The organism is Oceanihabitans sediminis, assembly GCF_003337215.1.
Taxonomy (GTDB): Bacteria; Bacteroidota; Bacteroidia; order Flavobacteriales; family Flavobacteriaceae; genus Oceanihabitans; species Oceanihabitans sediminis.
In genome coordinates, this window is the sequence record NZ_QPIG01000003.1 from 227,939 (window position 1) to 247,070 (window position 19,132).

At 31.9% G+C, this 19,132-nt stretch carries 19 protein-coding genes; 3 read left to right on the plus strand and 16 right to left on the minus strand.

The annotated features are described in order from the left end of the window. From DU428_RS09365 to bshC, 4 genes are all read right to left on the minus strand, one after another. A complete protein-coding gene (locus tag DU428_RS09365; protein ID WP_072351235.1) occupies nucleotides 1-543 on the minus strand; it encodes a DUF922 domain-containing protein in 543 nt (180 codons plus the stop codon). Continuing rightward, nucleotides 533-2,503, minus strand: a complete 1,971-nt coding sequence (locus tag DU428_RS09370) for a LysM peptidoglycan-binding domain-containing protein (RefSeq protein ID WP_113966429.1) — start codon at nucleotides 2,501-2,503, stop codon at nucleotides 533-535. Before DU428_RS09370 ends, DU428_RS09365 begins: the two co-directional genes overlap by 11 nt. 226 nt (nucleotides 2,504-2,729) lie before the next feature. Beyond that, entirely contained in the window at nucleotides 2,730-4,265 is a 1,536-nt protein-coding gene (gene guaA / locus DU428_RS09375) for a glutamine-hydrolyzing GMP synthase (RefSeq protein ID WP_072351237.1), read from the minus strand. Between the two features lie 66 nt (nucleotides 4,266-4,331). Beyond that, on the minus strand, nucleotides 4,332-5,930 hold the full coding sequence (gene bshC / locus DU428_RS09380) for a bacillithiol biosynthesis cysteine-adding enzyme BshC (RefSeq protein ID WP_113966430.1): 1,599 nt from the start codon (nucleotides 5,928-5,930) through the stop codon (nucleotides 4,332-4,334). A 149-nt stretch (nucleotides 5,931-6,079) separates the two neighbouring features. On the opposite strand from bshC, the gene DU428_RS09385 reads away from it, so the two are divergent. Beyond that, nucleotides 6,080-6,841, plus strand: coding sequence for an SGNH/GDSL hydrolase family protein (locus tag DU428_RS09385; RefSeq protein ID WP_113966431.1), 762 nt, complete (start codon nucleotides 6,080-6,082; stop codon nucleotides 6,839-6,841). A gap of 62 nt (nucleotides 6,842-6,903) precedes the next feature. Here DU428_RS09385 and rimO read toward each other — a convergent pair whose 3' ends face one another. The 9 genes from rimO to DU428_RS09430 form a co-directional block, all read right to left on the minus strand. Beyond that, on the minus strand, nucleotides 6,904-8,205 hold the full coding sequence (gene rimO, locus DU428_RS09390; RefSeq protein ID WP_072351240.1) for a 30S ribosomal protein S12 methylthiotransferase RimO: 1,302 nt from the start codon (nucleotides 8,203-8,205) through the stop codon (nucleotides 6,904-6,906). 230 nt (nucleotides 8,206-8,435) lie between these two features. Beyond that, complete coding sequence (ftsY, locus tag DU428_RS09395; protein WP_072351241.1) at nucleotides 8,436-9,410, minus strand: signal recognition particle-docking protein FtsY; 975 nt, start codon at nucleotides 9,408-9,410, stop codon at nucleotides 8,436-8,438. A gap of 262 nt (nucleotides 9,411-9,672) precedes the next feature. Continuing rightward, nucleotides 9,673-9,825: a DUF4295 domain-containing protein gene (locus DU428_RS09400; RefSeq protein WP_072351242.1), complete on the minus strand. Its 153-nt coding sequence runs from the start codon at nucleotides 9,823-9,825 to the stop codon at nucleotides 9,673-9,675. A gap of 41 nt (nucleotides 9,826-9,866) precedes the next feature. Beyond that, the gene (gene rpmG / locus DU428_RS09405) at nucleotides 9,867-10,049 is read right to left on the minus strand and encodes a 50S ribosomal protein L33 (protein WP_072351243.1); all 183 of its coding nucleotides are present in this window, start codon (nucleotides 10,047-10,049) and stop codon (nucleotides 9,867-9,869) included. Nucleotides 10,050-10,107: 58 nt separating this feature from the next. Then, on the minus strand, nucleotides 10,108-10,344 hold the full coding sequence (gene rpmB, locus DU428_RS09410) for a 50S ribosomal protein L28 (protein WP_072351244.1): 237 nt from the start codon (nucleotides 10,342-10,344) through the stop codon (nucleotides 10,108-10,110). 74 nt (nucleotides 10,345-10,418) lie between these two features. Then, entirely contained in the window at nucleotides 10,419-11,672 is a 1,254-nt protein-coding gene (locus tag DU428_RS09415; protein WP_072351245.1) for a competence/damage-inducible protein A, read from the minus strand. Beyond that, nucleotides 11,672-12,013 carry an Hpt domain-containing protein gene (locus tag DU428_RS09420; protein ID WP_072351246.1) on the minus strand — a complete coding sequence of 114 codons (342 nt, stop codon included), beginning with the start codon at nucleotides 12,011-12,013 and terminating at the stop codon, nucleotides 11,672-11,674. The genes DU428_RS09415 and DU428_RS09420 overlap by 1 nt, the downstream gene beginning before the upstream one ends. Continuing rightward, nucleotides 12,014-12,625 carry a fumarylacetoacetate hydrolase family protein gene (locus DU428_RS09425; RefSeq protein ID WP_072351247.1) on the minus strand — a complete coding sequence of 204 codons (612 nt, stop codon included), beginning with the start codon at nucleotides 12,623-12,625 and terminating at the stop codon, nucleotides 12,014-12,016. It lies immediately after the preceding gene. Nucleotides 12,626-12,682: 57 nt separating this feature from the next. Then, nucleotides 12,683-13,459, minus strand: a complete 777-nt coding sequence (locus DU428_RS09430) for a 3'-5' exonuclease (RefSeq protein ID WP_072351248.1) — start codon at nucleotides 13,457-13,459, stop codon at nucleotides 12,683-12,685. 254 nt (nucleotides 13,460-13,713) lie between these two features. Here DU428_RS09430 and DU428_RS09435 point away from each other — a divergent pair, with 254 nt between their 5' ends. Beyond that, a complete protein-coding gene (locus DU428_RS09435; RefSeq protein ID WP_113966432.1) occupies nucleotides 13,714-14,349 on the plus strand; it encodes a glutaredoxin family protein in 636 nt (211 codons plus the stop codon). 78 nt (nucleotides 14,350-14,427) lie between these two features. Here the strand turns inward: DU428_RS09435 and DU428_RS09440 are convergent, their stop codons facing one another. The 3 genes from DU428_RS09440 to recR form a co-directional block, all read right to left on the minus strand. Next, the gene (locus DU428_RS09440) at nucleotides 14,428-15,726 is read right to left on the minus strand and encodes a dihydrolipoamide acetyltransferase family protein (protein WP_072351250.1); all 1,299 of its coding nucleotides are present in this window, start codon (nucleotides 15,724-15,726) and stop codon (nucleotides 14,428-14,430) included. Between the two features lie 102 nt (nucleotides 15,727-15,828). Beyond that, nucleotides 15,829-16,926, minus strand: coding sequence for a glycosyltransferase family 2 protein (locus DU428_RS09445; RefSeq protein WP_113966433.1), 1,098 nt, complete (start codon nucleotides 16,924-16,926; stop codon nucleotides 15,829-15,831). A 9-nt stretch (nucleotides 16,927-16,935) separates the two neighbouring features. Then, nucleotides 16,936-17,553 carry a recombination mediator RecR gene (gene recR / locus DU428_RS09450; RefSeq protein ID WP_072351252.1) on the minus strand — a complete coding sequence of 206 codons (618 nt, stop codon included), beginning with the start codon at nucleotides 17,551-17,553 and terminating at the stop codon, nucleotides 16,936-16,938. Nucleotides 17,554-17,676: 123 nt separating this feature from the next. Here recR and DU428_RS09455 point away from each other — a divergent pair, with 123 nt between their 5' ends. After that, nucleotides 17,677-19,113: a sodium:solute symporter gene (locus tag DU428_RS09455; protein ID WP_113966434.1), complete on the plus strand. Its 1,437-nt coding sequence runs from the start codon at nucleotides 17,677-17,679 to the stop codon at nucleotides 19,111-19,113. Nucleotides 19,114-19,132 lie beyond the last annotated feature (19 nt).

Consider the following 19,132-nt stretch of genomic DNA (forward strand, 5'->3'; position numbering starts at 1 on the left):
TTATTCTTCTGATTTATATGTAGCTAGTTTTGCTAATTCTTGTTCAATATACTTTTCCCAAATAGCTTGCTGTTCAAAATCTCTAGAAAAATCAGTTTCAGCATCGTATTGAATTTGTTTTGCCGCAAGTTCTCTATTAATTTCTTTGTGTAAGGCTTCTAATTGAAAACTTACATCTGTAGAAGGTTGTAAACGAGCAACTCTTTCTCTAAATTTTCTAGCATACAATTCTGTTATATTAAAATGAAATTGCTCATGTGCTAAAATATGCTCATCTGCTAAGGCAGCTTTGTACCATGATTTTTCTGGATAGAAATGTGCTAAGATTTTAGTCTTGAATCCGGAAACCTCTTTGTTTTCCGATTTAATTGCATAGCCAAAACTAATCCCTGATGCTGTAATTGCAACCGCATCAGAGGCTGTTTCTATAGGTCCTTTAAAGTCACTCCATGTTAGGTTATAATCTTCACTCCAAGTTATTGTTGCAACATCTGTTTGAATGTTGAGTAAGCAAAAACCAATAAACAGGAGTTTAAAATACATTTTTACCGGCTTCTACTATTTTAAGGTCTTGATATTTCACAATATAAACGGTGTTGTTGTAATACGCACCGAAAGTTTGTTTGTTGTAAGCAAACTTGTTTTCAACATATTCTGTTAAAGGGAATTCGCTAACAGAATCATACATATTATCTGAAGCAGAAAGTCGTAAAACAACATCCATCATTAAATCGAAACCTCTAACTGCTGTTTTGTTTGGAGTTTCTCCATATGCTTTTTTATAAGTATTAGCGAAACTATTATTATCATCTTCATTATAAGTTCTTGAAACTGTAGGGAAATGAAAATTTAAATTAGATAAATGATAATTTGAAATCTCATCGTTTTCAAAAGCAGCATTCATATTTGTTGTTGCTAAAACAATTTTATTTGTTTTATTGTTAAGAGAATTTAAAATACTAGTCACGTTAGAAACAAAAGTATAATTATCGGTTTCTAAAAATACGATGTTATTTCCTGCTTTTAACTTCGTTCTAATATCTCCTTCTAAAATATAATATAAGTCTTTTCCTTCTTTACCTTTTCTAGAATATACTTGTGCAGCTGCACCTAATTCTCTTTTTAAAATATTACTAGTAGAAGCATTTTTTGCATCTGAAATAATAATGATATGGTTTTTTGAATTATCTGCTTTAATAAAGTCAATCATACTTTTTTCTAGTAAATCTGAAGCTGGCATGGTTTGAAAAACATTATCCGATGTTTTTAAATCCTTTAAGTTAGGAGAAAACACTGGTACATTTTTTCTTTTTAACTCAGAAGCTACTCGTTGAAAATTATTTGGCATTAACGGACCAATAACTGCATCTGCATCCTCTAAGTTTTTAGAACTTAATAAAGAAGCTACTTCACTTAATTGGTTTTTAGTATCGTAAACATCTAATTTTACAGAGATTCCTAGTTTCGCTAAAGAATCTGCTGCAATTAAAACTCCAGTATGAAAGTCTAAAGAAGTACTTAAAAACTTATCGGATTCTATTTTGTTTTTAGCATCTAAAATAGAATCTGAATTGATTCTATTTAGTCTAAAAGGCAACATTACCGCGATATGTTTTGTCTCGTAATTTTTAATATTAGCTACTAAACTAGAAGCAGGAAATAAATTAGAATCAGAAATTGGTGTAGAGGCTTCGTTTCCTGAAACAGCTTCAGAAAAAGGAATTTTTAAAACCATTCCTGATTTTAATCCTGTTTCTTTTAGTTCTGGATTTAAAGCTTCTAATGCTTCTTGATCTAGATTCAGTTTTATTTTTAATCTATAAAATCCTTCTTTAGGTAAAACGGTATAGTAGGAATATTTATCGTCAATTTCTTTTAGATCCTTCTTATTTAAATTTGGCACTTTAATAACCTGACCAACATCTAAAGTTTCTGACATACCTGGATTGATTGCTTCCAGTTCCTCTACGGTGATTCCGTATTTATAAGCTATACGCCATTTTCCTTCTTTAGGTAAAACTGTATATGAAACATAGTCTTTTGCTTCCTCTACAGTGTCTACAACTTCTTTTGTTTCTTCAACTTTAACTGTTTTGTAAACAGGAATTTTTATTCTATCTCCTTTACGTAAAGTATTTGCATATAAAAACGGATTGTGCTTTTTGATATCTTCTTGCTCTACTCCGTATTTTTTAGATAAACTGTAAAGAGTTTCTTTACGTTTTACTTTATGCTCTTTAAAACTATGTAGTTTTTTATCTCCACTAGTTTCAGATACAACAACTTTAGATTTAGGTATTACTAATACAGCATTTATTTTAAGTTCTTTTTTTGCATCTGGATTTAAGGCATAAATATCAAAAGGAGTTACATTATATTGTTTAGCAATAGATGTAACTGTTTCTCCAGCTTTTACTGTATGTGTTTTATGGCTTTGTGCTTGTGTTGTAGATGCACAACCAAATAACAAAATGAACCCAAAAATGTATAATAAATTTTTCATACTAAATCTTTACTTCTCTAATTTAAGCATTAGAAAGGTATCTTTTTTATTGTTTTTATCCTAGTTAACAGTCCTCAACTTGATGCTCGCAACTATATTAGCAAGTTATCTCGCGTTAAGGATTCTAGTGGAAATCCTTTTTTATTTCATAAAAAAGATTGCAGCGGAAAGCCTGACTTTTTGTTTTGAAAACAAAAAGTAACGCCCAAATTATTTTAATGAGATTTTATTCCCACTCAATAGTTGCTGGTGGCTTACTGCTAATATCGTACACTACTCTATTAACGCCTTTTACTTTATTTATTATTTCGTTAGAGGTTTTTTGTAAAAATTCATAAGGAAGGTTTACCCAATCTGCTGTCATACCATCGGTACTTTCTACAGCTCTTAAAGCGACACATTTCTCATAGGTACGCTCGTCTCCCATTACTCCTACGCTATTTACTGGTAACAGAATTGCTCCTGCTTGCCAAACGCTATCGTATAGATTCCATTTCTTTAAGTTATCTATAAACACTGCGTCTACTTCTTGTAAAATGCGTACTTTTTCTGGGGTAATATCTCCTAAAATACGAATTGCAAGTCCCGGACCTGGAAATGGATGACGACCTAATAAGGCTTTATCCATATTCATAGATGCACCTACACGACGAACTTCGTCTTTAAATAATGCTTTAAGCGGCTCCACAATCTTTAATTTCATAAAGTCTGGTAAACCTCCTACATTATGGTGACTTTTGATAGTTGCACTTGGACCTCCTGTTGCAGAAACACTTTCTATAACATCTGGATAAATAGTTCCTTGTGCTAACCATTTTACATCTTCAATCTGATTTGCTTCATCGTCAAAAACCTCAATGAACACACGACCTATAGCTTTACGTTTTTTCTCTGGGTCGCTTTCACCTGCAAGTGCATCCAAAAAGCGTGCCGAAGCATCAACTCCTTTTACATTTAAGCCCATGCCCTGGTATTGGTCTAATACACTTTGGTACTCGTTTTTACGAAGCAATCCGTTATTTACAAAAATGCAATAAAGATTTTCTCCAATTGCTTTATGAAGTAACATTGCTGCTACACTAGAGTCTACACCACCGGATAAACCTAATACTACTTTATCATCTTTTAATTGGTGTTTTAGCGCAGATACAGTTTCATCTACAAAAGAATCTGGTGTCCAATCTTGCTCTAAACCAGCTATGTTTATTAAGAAATTTTCTAATAATTGCTTTCCGTCTGTAGAGTGATATACTTCTGGGTGAAATTGAATAGCATAAGTTTGTTCTTCTTCAATTTTGTAAGCTGCATTTTCAACATCTTGCGTACTTGCTAAAAGCACAGCATTTGTTGGTAATGTTTTGATGGTATCACTATGACTCATCCAAACTTGGCTTCCTTTAGAAATTAATCCGAAGAAAGGATCGTTTTCTTTTACATAGCTAAGGTTTGCTCTTCCGTACTCTCTAGTATTAGAAGGAGCTACTTCACCACCTGAGAAATGCGCTAGGTATTGTGCACCATAGCAAACAGCTAGTAAAGGCTTGTGTCCTCTAATTTTAGATAAATCTGGATGTAAAACGTCTTCTCCTCTTACAGAGTTTGGACTACCAGAAAGAATTACAGCTTTGTAATCTTCTATGTTTAACGGAATTTTGTTGTAAGGGTGTATTTCAGATAAGATGTTAAGTTCTCTAACTCTACGCGCAATAAGTTGTGTGTATTGCGATCCGAAATCTAATATAAGTACTTTGTTGTGTTGCATGCGCAAAAATAGTAAGGATTTTATAATTACGTTTTACGTTTTACATTTTTTTTTAAATAGATTTCACTATATAGTTATTATAGTAAAATCTCCACGTAATGGTTTTAATTCTTTGATTAATTCTGGTATTAATTCTTCGCCATGCTCTAAATAATACGGTGAAAAATTGGCATTGCGTTCTTGTAAGCTACAATTAGGGAACAATTGGTTTTGTAGCGTTTTCACTTTTTCTAATTGCTCTTGTAATTTACGCTTTTGCGCTTTCATTAATCGTTTCTCTAAATTTTCTAAACCTTTTATTTGCTTTCGCTCTTGCGCTGCAACCGCTCCTAAAAAGGATTTATCGGTTTGCTCTGCTAGTTTATATAAATCTGCAAACTGCTTTTCTAAATGTGCTTTTTGTTTAGAAAAATCTATTTCAATAGCAGAAAGTTCTCTTGTTTTCTTCTGAAGTAAATCTTCTTGATTTAAAAATAAATCTACAGTTGAAAGGTTCAGTTTCTCTTGTATTTCAGCTTGTTTTTGAGTTTTAATCAATGCGGAATTCCTAAGTAATAACATAGGAAATACCACCTTTACTTTTTTGAAATAGTCTTGTAACTGAAACCAATATGCAAGTTCTCCACCACCACCTATATAACAAAGATTTGGAAGAATCACCTCTTGATATAACGGTCGCATAATTACATTAGGACTGAAACGTTCTGGATGTGACTTTACTTCTTCTAAAATTTCGCTTTCGCTCCAGCTTATATCGGAGTTTATTACGCTGTAAACATTATTTTCGAAAACAATTCGTTCTCGTAGTTTTTTGGTTAAGTAGAAAAGGTTAATCTCTCTAGGGTTTACCTGAGTACCGAAACCTAATTCTTCTATTAGTTTATTGGTTTTTGAAACTTCCTGAAAAGAAGATTGCTTGCTTAGCTCTTCTTCTATAAAAGGAACAAATAACTGTTTTAATTCTTTTGTATTAGCATCTACAATCACCAATCCGTATGCTGCAAATAAAGCGTTTGCCAAATATCTTGTTGCATCTGCAAGATTAGTGTTCTTGGTATATGCCTCTTGAAACAGATTTCTTAAAGCTCTTGCATTATTACCAACACCCAGTTCTTTAGAAAAAGCCTGAAAAACAACATCTAAACCTTCCGTTGATAATTCTCCTACTGCTCCGGAAGCGTTTCTATTCCATTGCACTTTTTTTCCTTTGAAATTGAAAAAGTTTATTTCTTCAAAATCATGATCTTCGGTTGCCATCCAATAAATTGGCACAAAATTATATTCAGGATATTTCTGCTTTAACTCTGTACTAAGATTGATAGTAGAAACAATTTTATATAGAAAATATAATGGTCCAGTAAATAGATTTAACTGATGTCCGGTAGTTATGGTAAATGTATTTTGTTTTTTTAAAGCTTCAATATTCTGAAGTGTTATTTCTGAAGCTTCCGTTTTTTGATATTGCTTTAGAAGGGATTCAGATAAGATTTTCCGACTACCTTCAGATAAACCGTTCTTAGCCTTCTCTTCTATTTGAGCTTTAAAATTTTCAATTTTAGGGAATCTATTATAAAGTGGTTGAAGTGCTTCTCTTTCCTCTAAATAATCACAAATTAAGGATGAAAAATAATTAGTTTCTCTAAAAGTAATACATTCTGTTGGCATAGTTCCTTTTCTAATTAAGTGTAAATATACAGTCTTTTATTATTAAAAAAATGTTAAGCGCGAATCGATTTTATAATTTCATAAATGGAGTTAAAAAATAAAAAGATTATCTTTATAGGAATAACATTGAATATCTTATTCATCTAAATATGAAAAAACTAATCACTTTTATTTTTTTTATATTTTTCGCCACGTTTACATGTATACTTACCTGTAGAAATCATGACGAGAACACTTCTAATGTTACACAAAATTCAACAAACAATAAAAACCTTAATATTCTTCCACTTGGAGACTCTCGAGTGGAGGGTGCAACAAGCAACTCTGTAAGTTATAGACATGAACTATGGAAACATTTGGTCACCAATAATTGGAGCTTTGATTTTATTGGTACGCAACAGGACAATACAAATTATCCCTATTTATTAGACAAAGTCTTTGACCCCGACCATGAAGGCATTGGAGGTTATAAAACCGAAGATATTTTAAATAATATAACAAGTGTAATTCAAGAAGTTGGAGTTCCGGATATTGTTTTACTTGGTATTGGTGGGAATGATTTATTAGCAGAAATTCCAATTTCTGAATCTATAAACAACATTAGCGAAACCATCGATTTTCTACAAAACGAAAACCATAGTGTCTATATTTTTATTGAAAAAATTGCTCCAGGAAGATCGGATATCATGACCCCCGAAAACAATAATACATTCCTTTCTTTTAATAATAACATTACAACTTTAGCTGAAACAAAAACAAATACGACGTCTAAAGTAATTCCCGTAGACATGTCTGAAAATTGGTCTGACAACTACTTTGCAGATACTATACACTATAACCTTCTTGGAGCAAAAGAAGTTGCTAATAGATATTTCTATTCGCTTCAAGAACATATATCTGATTTAAACTAAAAGCATAAAAAAAGCCGTCTAAATGGATTTAGACGGCTTTTCTTTATTTAAGTATTATTGATTTATATTACTTCTGCATATAAATCAAAATCTTCTGCTTCAATTACTTTTACTGTTGCAAATTCCCCTGTTTTTAAATAGGTTTTAGATGCATCAATAAGTACTTCATTATCAACATCTGGACTATCAAACTCTGTTCTTCCTACAAAGTAGTTTCCTTCTTTTCTATCGATAACCACTTTAAATTCTTGTCCGATTTTCTCTTGGTTTAACTCCCAAGAAATCTGCGACTGAATTTCCATGATTTGATTTGCTCTATCTATTTTTACTTCTTCAGGAACATCGTCCTCTAAGCTGAAAGCGTGTGTATTTTCTTCGTGAGAATAGGTAAAACATCCTAAACGTTCAAAACGCATTTCTTGAACCCAGTTTTTAAGTTCTTGGAAATTCTCTTCTGTTTCACCAGGATAACCAACAATTAAAGTTGTTCTAATAGTCATATTAGGAACTGCTTCTCTAAACTGACCAATTAGTTTGGTAGTTTTTTCTTTAGTTGTACCACGACGCATACTTTTTAAAATAGAGTCGCTAATATGTTGTAAAGGAATATCTAAGTAGTTACAAATCTTAGGTTCTCTATTCATTACATCAAGCACATCTAACGGGAACCCTGTTGGGAACGCATAGTGCAAACGAATCCACTCGATTCCTTCTACTTTTACTAAAGCTTCTAGAAGTTCGGCTAAGTTTCTTTTTTTGTATAAATCTAATCCGTAATAAGTTAAATCTTGGGCAATAAGAATTAATTCTTTTACTCCGCTAGCAGCCAATTTTTCAGCTTCTGTTACTAAATCTTCAATTGGTGTACTCTTATGTTTTCCACGCATTAAAGGAATAGCACAAAAACTACAAGGTCTATCACAACCTTCTGCTATTTTTAAATATGCATAGTTTTTTGGAGTGGTTGTTAAACGCTCTCCAATTAACTCATGTTTATAATCTGCTCCTAAAGCTTTAAGTAAATGAGGTAGTTCTGTAGTTCCAAAGTATTCATCTACATTAGGAATTTCCTTTTGTAAGTCTGGTTTATATCTTTCACTCAAACAACCGGTAACAAAAACCTTATCAACTTCACCATCTTCTTTTTTCTGCATGAACTCTAAAATAGTATTCACACTTTCTTCTTTTGCATTATTGATAAAACCACAAGTATTAATCACAACGATGTTTCCTTCCTCTTCATGAACAACATCTTTGCCGCTAGCTTTTAACTGGCCCATTAAAACTTCACTATCGTATACGTTTTTACTACAACCAAGAGTTACAACGTTGATTTTATTCTTTTTAAGTGTCTTTGTTCTCATATTATTTCTGGTGAAAAAAGTGAATCTTTAAACGATTACTAATTTTATTTTCAGACCGCAAAGATACAACCTTAATTAAACCTATTATATATTTAGTAGTCTTAAATTAAAAGCAGTAAAAGAAAAATGAAATATTTCCCCGCCTATTTATTTTATTCATAAAAAAATGGGCATAAAAAAATCAGCTACTCATTATGAATAGCTGATTTTAATTAAATTTTACAGAAAAATTATTTGAAGAACGAATCTACAAATTCAAATTTATTGAAAACTTGAAGATCTTCAATTCCTTCTCCTACTCCGATATATTTTACAGGAATTTGAAATTGATCGCTAATACCAATAACAACTCCTCCTTTTGCTGTTCCATCTAATTTTGTTACAGCTAAACTTGTAACTTCTGTTGCTGCAGTAAATTGTTTTGCTTGTTCAAAAGCATTTTGTCCAGTAGAACCATCTAATACTAATAGCACATCATGTGGCGCATCTCCAACAACTTTTTGCATAACGCGCTTAACTTTAGTTAGCTCGTTCATTAAGTTTATCTTATTATGTAAACGACCTGCAGTATCAATAATAATTACATCTGCATCTTGATTTACACCAGATTGTAATGCATCAAAAGCGACAGAAGCAGGATCTGATCCCATTTCTTGACGTATCATAGGAACATCTACTCTATCTGCCCAAACTTGAAGTTGATCTATTGCTGCGGCTCTAAAGGTGTCTGCTGCACCTAACACCACTTTTAAGCCTTTCTTTTTAAACTGATAAGCTAGTTTACCAATAGTAGTAGTTTTACCTACACCATTAACACCAACTACCATAAGAACATAAGGCGTTTTTTTACCGTTTTCTTGTTTCGGTAATTCCGGTATCACGTATTCTGTTTCTTCACCAGAGTTTGTTTCGCTTAAAAGTCCAGCGATTTCCTCTCGAAGAATTCTATTTAATTCATCTGTACCTAAATATTTATCTTTAGCTACTCTTTCTTCAATACGTTCAATTACTTTTAATGTAGTATTTACACCAACATCACTTGACACAAGAACTTCTTCTAAATTATCTAAAACAGCATCATCTACTTTAGATTTTCCAGCTACAGCCTTACTTAATTTTCCTAAAAAACTAGTACTAGATTTCTCTAAACCTTTGTCTAGTGTTTCTTTTTTGTCTTTAGAAAATATCTTCTTAAAAAAACTCATTCCTTATTATTTTTTTTTCTCTCATTTTTAGGTGAGAATTATCTTTATACAAATGCATAAAGATTAAGAATTGCTTTTGAAACTGAATAATAGTTCGAGCAATAATATGCTATTTATTTAATAGCGTAACTAATATTCCTTAACAAAAGTCAGACCTTTTTTATTATACTGAAATTTTGTCAATATAATGAAATGTAAATATAAAACAAAAGCCGCTTTCTTAATTAGAAAGCAGCTTTAAAATATCTTAGTATAAGTAAACTTATTTTTTTGCTAAAAAGTCGTTTACTAATTCTGGTGCCATTACAGATTCAACAAACATGTAAGCTCCAGTTTTTGGAGACTTTACCATCTTTATTGCCTTCGTTAATCTTTTAGATCCTGTTTGTAATGATGCTACTGATTTCTTTGCCATGACGTATGTTTTTATGGAGATTTATAGTAAAACCTCTATTCTTATTTAATCTCTTTATGAACAGTCATTCTCTTTAAGATAGGATTGAATTTTTTAATTTCCATTCTATCTGGAGTGTTCTTTTTATTTTTAGTTGTAATATAACGAGAAGTTCCTGGTTGACCAGACTCCTTGTGCTCTGTACACTCTAATATTACCTGTACTCTGTTACCTTTCTTTGCCATTGTAAAATCTTTTTATTTATTCATTTCCTTGAAAAGGAAAACTCACTAAATTCGGCTATTATTTAATAAAACCTTTGGTTCTTGCTTCTTTTAATGCAGCAGAAATTCCTATTTTATTAATAGTTTTTAATGCTGATGTAGATATTTTTAATGTAATCCACTTATCCTCCTCAGGAATAAAGAAACGTTTTTTGATTAAATTGGCATCAAATGTGCGTTTCGTTTTATTCATTGCGTGCGATACGTTGTTTCCAACCATCGCCTTCTTTCCTGTAAGTTCACAAACTCTTGACATTGTTCTACTGTATTATTGTTATTTCAAAACGAGGTGCAAATATATAAAATCTTTACCTTTTAACAATCTTATTTTTATCTATTTTTTAAAAATTCTTTTTGAAGCATCTCAAAAGCTTTATTTACCGCCTTATTTATCACTTTAACTCTATGATTTCCAAGCATGTATTTTTCTGAATAAACAAAACCTTTTCTTGCGATGGCAATGTACACTGTACCAACCTCTGCATCAGAATCTCCTTTTGTTGGTCCTGCGTTGCCTGTTGTAGCAATTGCATAATCTGTTTCAAAGAGTTTTAAAGCGCTTACCGCCATAGCTTCAGCTACTTCTGCACTAACCACAGAATGTTTTTTGATTAATTCCTCTGAAACCTTTAAAACACTTGTTTTTACTTCGGTTGCGTAACTAACAATACTTCCTTTAAAATAATTGGATGCTCCTGGAACTTCTGTTATCCGCTCTGCTATTTTACCTCCTGTACAGCTTTCTGCAGCGGATAAAGTTTTGTTTTGGGCAATAAATTGTTTTGCTACAAGCGCTTCAATAGTTTCCTCTAAATCTTCAAATCCAGTGAAATATTCTTTTATTAAAGGCAAAAGCAACTGGATCTGCTCATCTACCTCCTTAATAATTTGTTCTTTATGAAACCCTTTTGCCGAAATTCGTAATCTAACTTTTCCTAAATTAGGTAAATAGGCAAGTTTAATATGTTTTGGGAGATTAGCTTCCCAGTCTTCTATTAATTCTGCTAGACTACTCTCTCCTAATCCGTATGTAAGTAATGTTCTATGAAGAATATATGGTGACTTATATTTTTTCTGTAATCTAGGAAGAACTTCTTCTTGAATTAAAGTTTCCATTTCAAAAGGAACACCTGGAAGCGAAATAAATGTTTTATTTCCTTTTTCCATCCACATACCTGGAGCACTTCCTACCTTATTCATAAGAGCAATTGCCTTACTAGGTATTAATGCTTGATCTATATTTAATTGCGAAAGTGGTTTTTGAACATAATTTTCCCAAAGGAATTTAATATTCTCTAAAACAGCTTCATCTTGCACTAATGTATCTTGAAAATATGCGGCTAGAGTATTTTTTGTAATATCATCCTTGGTTGGCCCTAAGCCACCCGTTAGAATAATGATATCTGCATTCTCTTCGGCTTCTTTTAGTGACTTTAAAATATGTTCTTCTTCATCCTGAACAGAAGTAATTTGATAAACAGAAACACCTATTTTATTAAGCTGTTTAGCAATAAAAGCGGAATTTGTATCAACTATTTGACCAATAAGAATCTCATCTCCTATGGTAATAATTTCTGCTTGCATTATATTTTAAAATCTGCGCGTATTTCTTTAGATGCCTGATCTATAGCAGCTAGAACTACTTTTAAATGAGGGAGGATATTCACATCTTTTTTCTCAAATTTCCCCCAGTCTTGCACTTCTATCAAGCAATCAAGAACACCTAGTTCAAACATATCTATTGTTGGCTTCATCTTATGAGCAACTTGGTAAGCCGCTAAATAGTTTTCGTTTTCAACAGCCTCTTTTAGAATTTTAGCATCTGCTGGAACTTCTTCTAAAAATGTTTTTGCTAAAAGACTTACAAAAGACTCATCGCCGTCTGCTAATTCCCGAACTCGGTATAGTTTATAATATTGTTCCATTTATTTTACTGTTATTGAAAACATTTGTTTGTCTTCTAAATACCCAACTAATTTATCATTAGGCGCTACGCTACTAACTCCTGCAGGAGTCCCCGTAAAGATAATGTCTCCAATCTTTAAAGTGAAATATTTAGACACATATTCGATAATTTCATCAATTTTATAGAGCATATGACTTGTATTTCCCTGCTGCACAATCGTTTCATTTTTATAAAGAGAAAAGTTTAATTCATTTATATTTTCAAACTGCTCTTTATCTATCCAATCACTCACAACTGCTGCTCCGTCAAAGGATTTTGCTTTTTCCCAAGGTAAGCCTTTATCTTTTAATTTCTTCTGCAAATCACGAGCAGTAAAGTCAATTCCTAAGCCAATTTGATCATAATATTTATGAGCAAACTTTTGCTGAATATGTTTACCAACCCTGATTATTTTTACTAAAACCTCCACCTCATGATGCACATCATTTGAAAAATCAGGAATAAAAAACGGCTGTTTTTTCAATAAAATAGCTGTGTCTGGCTTAAGAAAAACTACTGGCTCTGTAGGTTTTTCATTTTCTAATTCTTTAATATGCTCTGTATAATTACGTCCTATGCAAATTAGTTTCATGAAGAATACTTCTTTTTATTCCATATATATGGAACCCTTATTATTTTAATAGATTTGTTAATTCAGCTTATTATTAAGTGCTCGTAACTTAATTGCTGTAAGCACCTTTTTGGTATAAAGAGGAAAATCGGCATTTTGTAACCATCCAAAATACCCTGGCTCTTCTTCTAGAATATCCTCTACGCGTTTGCCTTTATGCTTACCGAAAGAAAAACATTCTTCTCCTTCTTTATTATACACAAGGAAGCCTGCAAAATCTGCAAACTTTTTACGAGAACTAAAGTCTGCTAGAAACTTCGTATTGTTTTCTAAGGTGTCATATTTTTCAACCTGAGCTTTTAAAACTTCATACGTTGCGTTGGTATCTGCTTCAGCACTATGCGCGCCAACCAGATCTTTATCGCAATAAAATTTATATGCAGCACTTAGGGTACGTTGTTCCATTTTATGATAGATTGTCTGAACATCGACAGAAACTCTGTTTTTCATATCAAAATCTACACCAGCACGTAACATTTCTTCTGCTAAAAGAGGAATATCGAATCTGTTAGAGTTAAATCCGCCTAAATCTGAATCTTTAATTAAAACATGAACATCTTTTGCTATTTCCTTAAAAGTTGGTTTATCTGCAACATCTTCATTAGAAATTCCATGAATAGCTGTAACCTCAGCAGGAATAAGCATTTCAGGATTCACCAACCAGGTATGGTTTTCTTTTTTTCCGTTAGGAAAAACTTTTAAGATAGCTATTTCAACTATTCTATCTTTAGTGATATTTATACCTGTAGTTTCTAAATCGAAGAAACAAATTGGTTTTGTCAAATTTAAATTCATCTATATATATTGGTTTCTGCAAATATACTTTTAATATATTTATACTAATTAATGAATAAGCTTTGATTTTAAAGTTTATCAACTAAATGAGCATTCAAATCTCATTACTCAAAGAAACACCTCTCTACTTTAACAAAGGAACTTTTGGTAAGTTTGTTGTATAACTTTTAAGTTGAAATAGCATCTCGGTTTTCTTTCATTTATTAATATGCATAAAAGCTAGAGAAGACTTAAACCAAAAATATAATTAGTTTATGAATCGCATGTACTTACTCCTATTATTACTTTTCTTTCCTTTTTTTAACCATGCACAAAACGAACACGAATTTGTTAGTATTAAAGAAAAAGTTACTGGAAAAAGAGTAGAGTTATTTGCTATAAACACTAATGATATTTCTTATGATGTATTTTTAAAAGTAAACGCAACCGGATTTAGACGAAGTAGCTCTAGACCAATAATTAAGAATGTTCCTGCAAATTCTAAAGTGAGAATGCTCACGCTTATCAAGTTAGACAATGTAGCATCTAGTTATAATTATACCTTGGTAGTTAACGAGATTAGCGTTGATCTTAAAATACAAAAGGACAAAACGGCTCTTGACTTAAAAATTGATAAATCATTGAATTCTAAAACCGTTACTCTTTTCACTAAGGATAACTGCTTATTATGCAACCAAACAAAAGACCTTTTAAGGAGAAATAAAATAAGCTATGAGGAATACAATATTGACAAGGATTCCACCTATTTAATAAAGTTAATTAAAGAGCTCAAGCTTGAAAATACTCATACAAAAACACAAGTACCTATTATAAAAGTGGAAGACTCACTTTATTCTGATATCAAAACACAAAACCAATTAATTAAAAAATTACGAAAACATTACCAATAGACACTAAATCTAAATAGTGGGAACAAAAAAAAGCATCATTTTAAAATGATGCTTTTTTAATCTGTATTTAGTTTGGAATTAAATATCTCTATTAGGGTCCCAAGCTTCTAAATAATCTTTTACCGCTTTCACAAACTGACCTCCTAGAGCTCCGTTTACCACTCTATGATCATAAGAGTGTGACATTATCATTTTATAACGGATACCAATAAAATCTCCTTCTGGAGTTTCAACTACCGCAGGCATTTTACGAATTGCTCCTAAAGCTAGGATACCTACTTGTGGTTGATTGATTATTGGAGTTCCCATGATACTTCCAAAAGTACCAACGTTTGTTACTGTATAAGTACCTCCTTGGATATCGTCTGGTTTTAATTTGTTCTCACGAGCACGTTTAGCTAAATCATTAACTTGCTTCGTCATACCAACTAGATTTAATTGATCTGCATTTTTAATTACAGGAACAATTAAATTTCCGTCAGGTAAAGCAGCAGCCATACCTAAATTAATGTTTTTCTTTTTGATGATTTTATCTCCTTGAACAGAAATATTCATCATTGGGAAATCGCGAAGTGCTTTAGCTACAGCTTCCATAAAGATTGGAGTAAAGGTTAGGTTTTCACCTTCTCGTTTCATGAAACCATCTTTAACTTTCTTTCTCCAATTCCAGATTTTAGTAACATCTGCCTCAATAAAACTTTGTACGTGAGCACTAGTTTGAACTGAGTCTATCATGTGATGAGCAATAAGTTTACCCATTCTTGACATTTCTATAATTTGATCTTCACCACTTGCTATTACCGGAGCAGCAGTTTCTGCTTTTGGTTTAGCAGCTGCAGCAGGCGTAGTAGCTACTGGAGCTGGCTGCGAACCTCTGTTTTCAACGTAAGCTAAAATATCGTTTTTAGTTACTCGGCCATCTTTACCAGTTCCTGGCACAGCATCTAATTCTTCTTGTGAAAGACCTTCTTTCTTAGCAATATTTTTAACTAAAGGAGAGTAAAAACGATCTCCGCTAGAAATTACAGGAGCAGCGGTTTCTTGAGCAGCAACTACTGTTTGAGCAACTTCAGCTACAGCCTCTTCTTGCTTTGGTGCTTCTTCTTTAGGAGCCGCAGGAGCTACAGAAGCATCTGCATCTGTTTCAATGATTGCAATAGTTTGTCCTACCTGAACAACATCATCTACTTGAAATAATATTTCTGCTAAAACTCCGTTAACCTCACTTGGCACTTCACTATCTACTTTATCTGTAGCAATCTCTAGTATTGCTTCATCTTCTTCAATTGTGTCTCCAACTTGTTTTAACCATGAAGTAATTGTTGCTTCCGCAACACTCTCTCCCATTTTAGGTAATTTCAGTTCAAATTTTGCCATATCTATAATGTATGCCTTAGTTTTTATTTTTGTTTTGCAAAATTAATAAAAAATGAATGATTCTATTTAATATTCATTAAAAATTAAAATTGTATTCTGTTTTTAAAAATGAATAACTTCTCCTCTATTTTGAGAGTCGTTACTTCCGAGGATAAAATTAGAGTTTTTAGGAATAATTTTAAAGCTATGTTTTTGCTTTTTTTGAAAATCTATCATATTCTGAATTATTTCCTTAAAACTCAATGAATTTGCATCAAAAACAACCTCTGTATTTGATGGTACTTTATTTAATTCTGTTAATTTTTCTGCCTTAAATGGTAAACTTTCTAATAGTTTATTGATATCATTAGTAGAATAAACCACATAGTTCTTTGGGGTTTCCTGTTTTTTATTAGGGCTTTTTTTTAACCTTTTTACCAACTGTAAACCCATCCATACTATAGCATCAAAAAACATATGTGATCTAAAATGCTTTTTATAGAATATCTGCATGGCTCCGTAAAATCGTTCTGCATACAAAGCATCTTTAAGAGTACTTTCGCCTTTGTAATGAATTATAGAGGTCTCACCAAAATAGTAGTTTGAATAACCCGCTTTTAAAATTTTATAGGATAAATCTACATCTTCACCATACATAAAGTAATCCTCATCAAAACCATTTACTTCGTTATATACTTGACGCTTTAGAAACATAAAAGCACCAACTAATATATCTGTTTTTCCGTTTTCTTTTTCTTGTAAAAGATTGTTGTAATAATTTTTATCATAGCCAATCATTTTCTGCATGGCCACTTTTACAACTGGAATGTTTCGTTTGCTTTCTGGAAGAAACGTTCCGCTTCCATCTACTAACCTACAGCCAATAGCACCAAGATCTTTTTGTTTTTCAGCGTAAGCTAAAATTTTAGTAAAAGTATCTTCTGCAACAACTGTATCTGGGTTAAGAATACAAAGATATTCGCCTTTTGCTTGTGCTACACCTATATTATTTCCTTTAGAAAAACCTGCATTTTCTTTGTTTTCTATTAATGTAACATTTGGGTGTTTAGTTTTCACCATCTCACAACTATCGTCTGGAGAGTTGTTGTCTACTACAAAGATTTCGGCATGTATATCTGCAATAGCATTTTCCACACTTTGAAGACATAAATCTAAAAAATAGCGAACATTATAATTTAATATGATGATGGATAGTTTCAATGTAAAGTATTATGATTTTAGAGAAGCTTCAAACGGAATTCTATTAATAATACTTCTTCCTAGTGTAATTTCATCTGCATATTCTAATTCGTCTCCTACCGAAATACCTCGTGCAATAGTAGACGTAACAATAGCATATTCTTGAATTTGTTTAAAAATGTAAAAGTTGGTGGTGTCTCCTTCCATAGTAGAGCTTAAAGCAAAAATTAATTCTTTTACTTTTCCTTCTTTTACTTTTTCTACTAATGAAGTTACATTTAAATCATGCGGACCAATTCCGTCCATTGGAGAAATTTTCCCTCCTAAAACATGATACAAACCTTTAAAAGAACTTGTGTTTTCAATCGCCATTACGTCCTTTACGTCTTCAACTACACAAATGAGTTCTTGATTTCTATGCGGATTAGAACAGATTTCGCATAAATCTACATCACTAATATTATGACAAGATTTACAAAACTTAATCTGCGTACGCATAGTTTGTAATGCTTGCGCCAAATTTAAAGTTTGAGATTCTGGCTGACGTAATAAATGCAATACCAAACGTAACGCCGTACGCTTACCAATTCCTGGTAATTGAGACATTTCGCTTACTGCGTTTTCTAAAAATTTTGAAGAAAATTCCATGGTTGCGAAATTACTATTTAGAGTCGAATTTCACTAATTTTCATCAAGCTTTTAAATAAACTAAAATAAGGTTTGGATATTGGAATTTTATATTTGTAATTTGACTTCTGAAAACAAGATTTTATGTCAGCTACTCAAATCATTTTACTTATAGCATCTTATTTTGGTGTATTAATTTTAATCTCCTATTTCACTGGAAAAAAAGCTGGAAACGATGCTTTTTTTAAAGGAAACAAACAATCACCTTGGTATTTAGTTGCTTTTGGAATGATTGGAGCATCCTTATCTGGAGTAACTTTTATTTCTGTTCCTGGTTGGATTGAAGCATCGCAGTTTAGCTATATGCAAGTAGTTTTAGGGTATGTAGTAGGATATTTAGTTATTGGTACCGTTTTACTTCCGCTTTATTATAAGTTAAACTTAACTTCCATTTACACGTATTTAGAACAACGCTTTGGAAACTACTCCTACAAAACTGGAGCCTCCTTCTTTTTGATATCAAGAATTGTAGGTGCGAGTTTTAGACTATACCTAGTTGCTAATGTTTTACAAATTATTTTATTTGATGAATTAGGGGTAGAATTCTGGCAAACCGTAACCATCACGGTTCTTTTAATTTGGCTATACACCTTTAAATCTGGGATAAAAACCATTGTTTGGACAGATACCTTACAAACACTTTTCATGCTAATTGCTGTAGGGGTTGCCATTTATTTTGTGAGTGACGAATTAAATATAAGCGGTGGAAATCTTTTAGGTTTTATTTTAGATAATGACCTAAGCAAGACCTTCTTTTTTGATGATTTTAAATCGGGAGATTACTTTTGGAAACAGTTTATTTCTGGTGCTTTTATAGCAATTGTAATGACTGGTTTAGATCAAGACATGATGCAGAAAAACCTAACCTGTAGAACACTAAAAGATGCTCAGAAAAACATGTTTTGGTTTACAATTGTATTAACGGTAGTAAACTTTATTTTCTTAAGCCTAGGTTTATTATTAACGGTTTACGCAGAACAAAGCGGAATTGACGCTCAGAAAGATAACTTATTTCCTTTACTAGCTAAAAACCATTTAGGTTTTGGAGTATTTGCCTTTTTCTTACTAGGATTAATTGCTGCTGCTTATTCTAGTGCAGATTCAGCATTAACTTCTTTAACTACCTCTTTTAGTATTGATATTCTAGATATTGAAAAGAACCATAACGAAGAAAAACAAGTGAAAATAAGAAAGCGAATTCATGTATTAATTTCTATTATTTTAATACTTGTAATTATTATTTTTAAATATGTGATTAAAGATGAAAGCGTAATCTCAAAGCTCTTTGTTTTTGCTGGTTACACCTACGGACCATTATTAGGTTTATATACTTTTGGTTTGTTTACAAATTGGCAAGTTAAAGATAAGTTTGTTCCAATTATTGCAATCCTTTCCCCTATACTATCTTATATAATAAGTGTGAATAGTTCGAAGTGGTTTGGCTTTGAATTTGGTTTCTTTATTTTAATCTTAAACGGATTTTTAACCTTTTTAGGTTTGCTATTAATAAAGAAGAAATAAGCTTAAAATTTTAACTAAG

Coding starts and splice junctions, on each gene's coding strand:
- DU428_RS09365 (WP_072351235.1), bottom strand. CDS start 543: ATGTATTTTAAACTCCTGTTTATTGGTTTTTGCTTACTCAACATTCAA.
- DU428_RS09370 (WP_113966429.1), bottom strand. CDS start 2,503: ATGAAAAATTTATTATACATTTTTGGGTTCATTTTGTTATTTGGTTGT.
- guaA (WP_072351237.1), bottom strand. CDS start 4,265: ATGCAACACAACAAAGTACTTATATTAGATTTCGGATCGCAATACACA.
- bshC (WP_113966430.1), bottom strand. CDS start 5,930: ATGCCAACAGAATGTATTACTTTTAGAGAAACTAATTATTTTTCATCC.
- DU428_RS09385 (WP_113966431.1), top strand. CDS start 6,080: ATGAAAAAACTAATCACTTTTATTTTTTTTATATTTTTCGCCACGTTT.
- rimO (WP_072351240.1), bottom strand. CDS start 8,205: ATGAGAACAAAGACACTTAAAAAGAATAAAATCAACGTTGTAACTCTT.
- ftsY (WP_072351241.1), bottom strand. CDS start 9,410: ATGAGTTTTTTTAAGAAGATATTTTCTAAAGACAAAAAAGAAACACTA.
- DU428_RS09400 (WP_072351242.1), bottom strand. CDS start 9,825: ATGGCAAAGAAATCAGTAGCATCATTACAAACAGGATCTAAAAGATTA.
- rpmG (WP_072351243.1), bottom strand. CDS start 10,049: ATGGCAAAGAAAGGTAACAGAGTACAGGTAATATTAGAGTGTACAGAG.
- rpmB (WP_072351244.1), bottom strand. CDS start 10,344: ATGTCAAGAGTTTGTGAACTTACAGGAAAGAAGGCGATGGTTGGAAAC.
- DU428_RS09415 (WP_072351245.1), bottom strand. CDS start 11,672: ATGCAAGCAGAAATTATTACCATAGGAGATGAGATTCTTATTGGTCAA.
- DU428_RS09420 (WP_072351246.1), bottom strand. CDS start 12,013: ATGGAACAATATTATAAACTATACCGAGTTCGGGAATTAGCAGACGGC.
- DU428_RS09425 (WP_072351247.1), bottom strand. CDS start 12,625: ATGAAACTAATTTGCATAGGACGTAATTATACAGAGCATATTAAAGAA.
- DU428_RS09430 (WP_072351248.1), bottom strand. CDS start 13,459: ATGAATTTAAATTTGACAAAACCAATTTGTTTCTTCGATTTAGAAACT.
- DU428_RS09435 (WP_113966432.1), top strand. CDS start 13,714: ATGAATCGCATGTACTTACTCCTATTATTACTTTTCTTTCCTTTTTTT.
- DU428_RS09440 (WP_072351250.1), bottom strand. CDS start 15,726: ATGGCAAAATTTGAACTGAAATTACCTAAAATGGGAGAGAGTGTTGCG.
- recR (WP_072351252.1), bottom strand. CDS start 17,553: ATGGAATTTTCTTCAAAATTTTTAGAAAACGCAGTAAGCGAAATGTCT.
- DU428_RS09455 (WP_113966434.1), top strand. CDS start 17,677: ATGTCAGCTACTCAAATCATTTTACTTATAGCATCTTATTTTGGTGTA.